Genomic DNA, 6,103 nt, shown 5'->3' with positions numbered 1-6,103 from the left:
GCCCTCAGCGGCTCTACCCCGCCCCCCGCCCGCCCCCCCGGCCCCCCCCCCCCCGGCCCGCCCGCCCCCCCCCCGCCCCCCCCGCCCCCCCCCCCCCCCCCCCCCGCGGACCGGGGCCGGAGGGAATCGGCGAGCGCCTCAGTACCAGCGCTGCCAGGCGTTGAAGTTGTTGGTGTCCGCGTACCACAGGCCGACCGGGCTGCCGTTGCCCTGCCAGCGCGACGAGTAGCCGTCGAGGGCGACGACGCTGCTGGTCTTGGGCGAGGTGAGCGAGATGTCGGCACCGTTGACGTAGGAGTGGAAGGTCTGCCCCGGGGCGCCACCGTCCTTGCAGTCGTAGACGTTGAACTGCGCGCCCACCGTGTTGCCCCACGACTCGGGGTAGTCCAGGCAGCGGCCGGAGGCGTTGTTGACGAGTTCGAGCCCGTAGAAGGCCCCCGCGTCGTACACGCGCCACCGCCACTGCTCGGTGGGCCCGTTGTTGCAGGCCCAGAAGCCGGCGGGCGAGTTGTTCGCACCGCCGCCGCTGGCGAAGTTGTCGAGGCAGTAGCCGTCCCCGTAGGCACGGACGTGGAAGTAGAACGGCCCCGAGTCGGCGAGGGCCGCACCCGCGAGGGCGGGCTTCCCGTCGCGGGCCGCGGCCAGCACCTGGCCGAGGGCCTGCTGGGCGGTGACGGTCGCGGTCGCCGCGGGGCCTGCGGCCGGGTTCGCGGCCGGGTTCGCGGCCGGGTTCGCGGCCGGCCCCGCATCGGCACGGGCCGCCGTGGCCGGGGCGGCGAGCGCGAGGGCGGTGAGAACAGCGGCTACCGACGCACCAAATTTTGTCATGCGCACAACGCTAGGGAGTCCGGGCCCGCCCCGGAAGGGACGCACCACAAGTGGCACGTCCCCTTCCCGATCGCCCTCCGGCCCCGGCCGGGACCGGGGCCAGGGCCAGGGCCGGGGCCGGGGCCGGGACCAGAGGGCTGCGCCGAACGGCGGAATCAGATCAGCTTCACCGACGCGTCGTCCACCAGGAAGGCTGTCTTCCCGCTCGTCGAGTGCGCGACCAGCTTGATGCCCACCGTCGAGCCGAACTCGGCCGCCACGTACGGCGTCAGGTCGAAGGACTGCAGCCGGTAGCCGTTCGTCGCGTCCAGGTTGCTCCAGGTCTTGACGGTCGCCATGTAGGTGCCGCTCCACTGGTCGTACAGCTCCAGGGAGAGCGTGTCCACCGCCGAGCCGCCGGGCGCGGAGGCGCCCTGGGCGCTGCCCGTGACGTTCAGCCAGAAGGACAGGTGCTCCTGGGTGTAGCCCGGGGTCGTCTCGACCCACTGGACGATGGAGTCGTCGCTCGCGGTGTTCTGCCCGAGCCACGCGTACGTCGCGCCGCCGTGCGCCTGGTGGGCGGTGGACGGCGTGATGATGTTGTAGCCGGACGGGTTCCACACGCCGTGGTCGGCGGTGCCGTTCTCGAAGCCCGGGTCGTTGAGCTGCTCGATCGGGGTGCAGCCGGTCTGCGGGCCGTGGAAGAAGCCGGCCCGGAAGGTCTGGCTCTGCGTGTTGCCCTGGTCGTCGCGGCCGGTCACGGTGATCGTGCGCCAGCCGGTCGCGTGCGTCGTCCCGGTGATGCGGCCGGTCGCCGCGTCGATCCGCAGCCCGGCGGGCAGGCCCTTGGCGCCGTACGTGATCGGGCGCCCGGCGCGGTCGGAGGCGAGGACGGCGAGGTCGACGGGCTTGCCGCTCTCGACCGTCTGCTCGCACGGCCGGGTCACGAGGAGCTGCGCGTTAGCGAAGACCGGGTCGTCGCCCGTGCACAGGTGGTCGTAGTTCGACCACGTGGTCTGCACCGGGAAACTCCCGGTCGAGAGCTGGAGGTTGAACATCCCGCCGTTGCGGCCGACCGGGATCCAGGAGCACTTGTCGCCGTTCTCCTGGCCGGTCGCGTCCGTCCAGGCGCCGGAGGCGTTCTGGTCGGTGATCGTCTCGGCGTACTCGTGACCGCCGATGATCCCGTAGCCGTCGAGGCGGCCGCGCGCGCCCGGGTTGATCCAGTTGGTGCCGCACGCGGGCACGTCGGTCAGGTACGGCATGAGCGTGTAGGCGAGGGTGCCGGCCGAGCTGCGCATGAAGGTGTGCCAGGCGCAGTAGCCGAGCTCCTTCCACTTGTCGGAGTCCAGGCCCTGGCCGGTGTTGATGATGTACTGCACGTCCCGGTTCTGGTTCGGGTCCGTGTTGCCGAAGTGCTTGGCGGCGGCGACGACTTCGGCCGCGATCTCCGGCTCGGTGGCGGCCTTCGGCGCGGGCGCCGCGTTGTCCACCCACACGCCCGCGAGCGTCTGGCCGGCCACCGGCATGCCGACGTGGTTGGCGTCGGGCGGGCAGTAGGACGAACCGGGCGCGATGCCCTCGCAGTACTGGGTCATGACGCGGGACCACGTGTCGGTCGTGCTGCCCAGGCCCTTGAAGAAGTCCTGCTGGTAGGGCGCGGCGGCGTCCGGGTCACCCGAGAGGGTGAGGTTTCCAGTCGTCGCGTCGGTGCCGGGGGTGCCCCACTGGCTGCCCCAGTAGATCAGGTACACCTTCGGCTGGCCCGTGGTGACGCCGATCGAGTCCTGGCCGCCCCGGTAGGTCATCTGCAGGTCGTAGTTGTTGCGCGGGGCGGCGGCCGCACTGGTCTTCGCCGCCTGCCGCTGGGCGAAGGTGGTGGCGTTGGGCATCACGTGCGGCCGGGTGGCGCCGACCTGCACCCAGGTGCCGTCGATCTGCCGCCAGCCCTCGGCGGCCGGGTGCGGATCGGCGGGCGCGGCGCTGCCCGCCGGCCCGGGCTGCCGCTCGCCCTGGGCGAGGGCCGTACCGGCGGTGCCGGTGCCGGCGAGCCCGAGGACGAGCGCCCCGAGCAGGAGTTTCCGGAGCGATCCGGCGAGACGTGAACGTGCGGTAGGCACAGGGAGGTCCTGACTCTCGGTCGGAGGAAGGGAACGAGGAAGGGGAACGAGGAAGGGGAACGAGGTAGGGGAACGGGGAGAGGGAACGGGAAAGCGACGGCCGCCCTTGCGCGCCCGTTGACGGGCCCTCAGGACGCCATGTGAAATGACACATGTCACCGATCACATGGGTCAAGCCCTTCGGCCTGAGGTTCGCGCCCGCACTTGTCCCACCCGTCCCGCCATGATTTGAACGTTCAACACCCCACTGACCCAGCGCCCCCGACGTACGCCCAGGAGCCGCTCATGCCTCCCGCGCACAACACCGTCCTGTCCAGCTTCTCCGCCCTCGCCGCCCTCGCCGTCATCGCGGGGGCGGCCCCCGCCTCCGCCGCCGGAGACGATCCGGTGGACGGCGGCACCTACGTCATCTCGTCATCCGTGGACGGCAGTTGCCTGGGCCCGCGGTTCGCCCGGCCGGCCCTCGGCACGCCCACCGTCACCGCCGCCTGCCAGGGCCTGCTCAGCCAGCGGTGGCAACTGCGCCGCGGCGCCGACGGCTACCTCCTCGCCGACGCCGCGACCGGGCGCTGCCTCGCCGCCGACCTCACCGCCGCCGACTGCGGCAGCGCAGCGCGCTTCACCGTCTCCCCCGTGCCCGGCGGCCACACCCTCGCCACGGGCGGCCGCTGCCTCACGCCCCACCACGACGGCCCGGTCCGCGTCCAGCCCTGCACCCCGAGACCCGCCCAGCGCTGGACGCTCACCCGCACCGAGCCGCTCTTCCTCGCCAACCCCGGCTTCGAACTGGGCGCCGACGGCTGGACGTTCACCGCCCACACCGGCCTCGCCACCAACAACCCGCACACCGGCACCCGTCTCGCCTACCTCGACGCGGGCTCCGGTTACCGGGTGAGCCAGGAGGTCACCGCCGTCACCGACGGGACGTACGACCTGTCCGCGTGGATCGCGAGCGGAGCAGCGGGCGGCACCTTCTCGGCCACCGTCAACGGCACAGTCGTCCGCCAACTCGCCCTCCCCGGCCAGCCCGTCTACGCCAAGTACACCCTCCCCCGCGTCCACCTCTCGCCCGGCGACCGGCTGACGCTCGCCATCGGCCCCTCCCCCACCGGCTGGGTCAACGTCGACGAGGCCGCCGTGGCCCCCTCCGCCCCGAACGACCCGCTGATCGACTCCTCCGACCCCGAGGTCGTCGCCCTGTTCGACTGGGCCAAGACCAAGGCCAACAGCTGGGTCCAGCAGGCCGGCGCCCCCGGCGTCCTCAACCTCGACGAGAACCACCCCGACGGCACGGGCACCGCGGCCTACGACACCACCTACTGGGCCGGCTACCCGTTCCGGTCCGACTTCTACAGCCGCGACTTCGCCCACCAGCTCGTCGGCGCCCACCTGTTGGGACTCGACGCCCAGAACAAGACCATGCTGCGGGCCTTCGCCGCCTCCGCGACCGACGCCAACGGACTGGACCCGGTGTGGTCCGTCAACTTCGACGCCAAGACCCCGGGCAGCATCGACTACCGCAGCCCGAGCAGCTTCGTCCGGGAACTCCCAGCCCCCTTCGAGCTCGTGGAGAAGACCGGCGAGGCCTACCGCTGGACCGGCGACCGCGACTACACCGACGACCCCGTCCTCACCCGCTACGTCCGCAGCACCCTCGGCCCGTACATCGCCCGCCACCCCGGGCCCGTCGACAACGGCGGCGTCCCGATCCCGCAGGCCGCCAGCCGCAACATCTTCAAGGGCACCGCGAGCTACGCCGAGAACGCCACCACCACGTACGCCGAGGCGGGCGACGCCCTCGGCGCCCAGTACCAGGCCTACCTCGCCGCCGCGACCCTCGCCTCCCCACGCAGCGACCGCGCCACCTACCGCCAGGCAGCCGAAACCCTCCGGCGATACGCGAACTCCGTCTGGACGGTGGACCCGCAACACCCCGGCGCCGTCGTCCACGGCTACGACACCAACGGCCACCCCCTCACCGACTGGGGCTACGAGGCGAGCATCCTGATGCCCGCCAAACACCTCCTGGACGCGGGCCCGCGCCGGGACGCCTTCCTCGCCGACCTCGACGCCCAGGACTCCGGCCCGCAACGCTCCGACAACCTGGAGGCCTACACCTACCTCCCGGACGCCTTCTTCGCCGCCGGCGACGGGGACAGGGCCTGGAAGTGGATGCGCACCATCTACGAGGCCACCCCCCAAGTCCACGCCAGCGGCCGCATGTTGAACGGCGACTACCCCGAAGTCCCGTTCACCCTGCTGTCCCAGACCGTCCAGGGCCTCCTGGGCCTCACCCCCGACGCCTCCGCCGCCTCCGACGCCGTCGAAACCACCTCCCACCTGCCGAGCTCGATGACCTGGCTCCAGGTTGCGGACATCCCCGTCGGCAGAACGCGGATCACCGTCCGCCAGGACGGCCACAGCGCCACGACCCTCACCAACACCGGCCCGACCCCGCTCACCTGGACCCCCCGCTTCCCCGGCACCCACCCCACCATCACCGTCAACGGCACACCGCACCCGGCCCAGACCACCACAGTGGACGGCACCACCTACAGCACGGCCACACTCCACGTCTCCCCCGGCGAGACCACGACAGTCACCACCTTCGGCTAGGTTCGGGCGTGCAGCCGGCCGCGTGCGGGCACATCTCGGTAGCCCGGAGGGTTTCGGCATGAGAGCCTCACGATCATGGCCACGGAAACCGAGGTGGGCGAGCTGCTGCACCAGCGCGGCTGGCGGACGGCGTTCACGGTCTCGGACATGGTGAACGCGTGGGCCGCCCTGGTGGGTGTCATCGAGCGCGGCTATGACGACGACATCCACGAGTACACCAACGACCTCTACTGCCGGAACTGGCTCCACGAGGCGTGGCTCCTGCTGGACGAGCACCTCGTCCAGCTCTGGACGCCGCGGATCAAAACCCTGGACGACCGGTACAAGGCCGCGACCGTCGACGACGACGGCCAAGCACTCGACCGGTTCCACGAACTGCCAGGCCCCGACCTGTGGTGGTGGCGGCGACACCCCCGCATCCTCACCGGGGACCTCGGGCGGTCACTCCGCTCGGCCGGCGCCATCGGCACCGCCCCGGACACGGCCTGACCCTCAGCGTGGTGGGGGTGGGACGGGCGAGCCCCCCACGCACCGCGCGCCCGCGGCGGCGCAACGCCAGG

4 protein-coding genes are annotated in these 6,103 nt (G+C 72.2%); 2 read left to right on the top strand and 2 right to left on the bottom strand.

The window, feature by feature from the left end; all coding sequences use genetic code 11:
• Window positions 1–138: 138 nt before the first annotated feature.
• A complete protein-coding gene (locus ACFV4F_RS41785) occupies window positions 139–828 on the bottom strand; it encodes an RICIN domain-containing protein (protein WP_380510995.1) in 690 nt (229 codons plus the stop codon).
• A 155-nt stretch (window positions 829–983) separates the two neighbouring features.
• Window positions 984–2,927, bottom strand: coding sequence for an Ig domain-containing protein (locus ACFV4F_RS41780; RefSeq protein ID WP_380510992.1), 1,944 nt, complete (start codon window positions 2,925–2,927; stop codon window positions 984–986).
• A 285-nt stretch (window positions 2,928–3,212) separates the two neighbouring features.
• Between ACFV4F_RS41780 and ACFV4F_RS41775 the strand changes: the two genes are divergently transcribed.
• Window positions 3,213–5,543 carry a hypothetical protein gene (locus tag ACFV4F_RS41775; RefSeq protein ID WP_380510989.1) on the top strand — a complete coding sequence of 777 codons (2,331 nt, stop codon included), beginning with the start codon at window positions 3,213–3,215 and terminating at the stop codon, window positions 5,541–5,543.
• Window positions 5,544–5,618: 75 nt separating this feature from the next.
• Window positions 5,619–6,032 carry a hypothetical protein gene (locus tag ACFV4F_RS41770; RefSeq protein WP_380442343.1) on the top strand — a complete coding sequence of 138 codons (414 nt, stop codon included), beginning with the start codon at window positions 5,619–5,621 and terminating at the stop codon, window positions 6,030–6,032.
• Window positions 6,033–6,103: the final 71 nt, after the last annotated feature.

Origin of the sequence: Kitasatospora sp. NPDC059722, from assembly GCF_042733235.1 — a bacterium.
In the GTDB taxonomy this organism is placed as follows: Bacteria; Actinomycetota; Actinomycetes; order Streptomycetales; family Streptomycetaceae; genus Kitasatospora.
Note: the sequence above shows the minus strand (reverse complement) of the source record. Positions and strands in the feature narration are given on the sequence as shown.

Bases quoted from the DNA above. Each gene is read 5' to 3' on its own strand.
- ACFV4F_RS41785 (WP_380510995.1), bottom strand. From the start codon at position 828: ATGACAAAATTTGGTGCGTCGGTAGCCGCTGTTCTCACCGCCCTCGCG.
- ACFV4F_RS41775 (WP_380510989.1), top strand. From the start codon at position 3,213: ATGCCTCCCGCGCACAACACCGTCCTGTCCAGCTTCTCCGCCCTCGCC.
- ACFV4F_RS41770 (WP_380442343.1), top strand. From the start codon at position 5,619: ATGGCCACGGAAACCGAGGTGGGCGAGCTGCTGCACCAGCGCGGCTGG.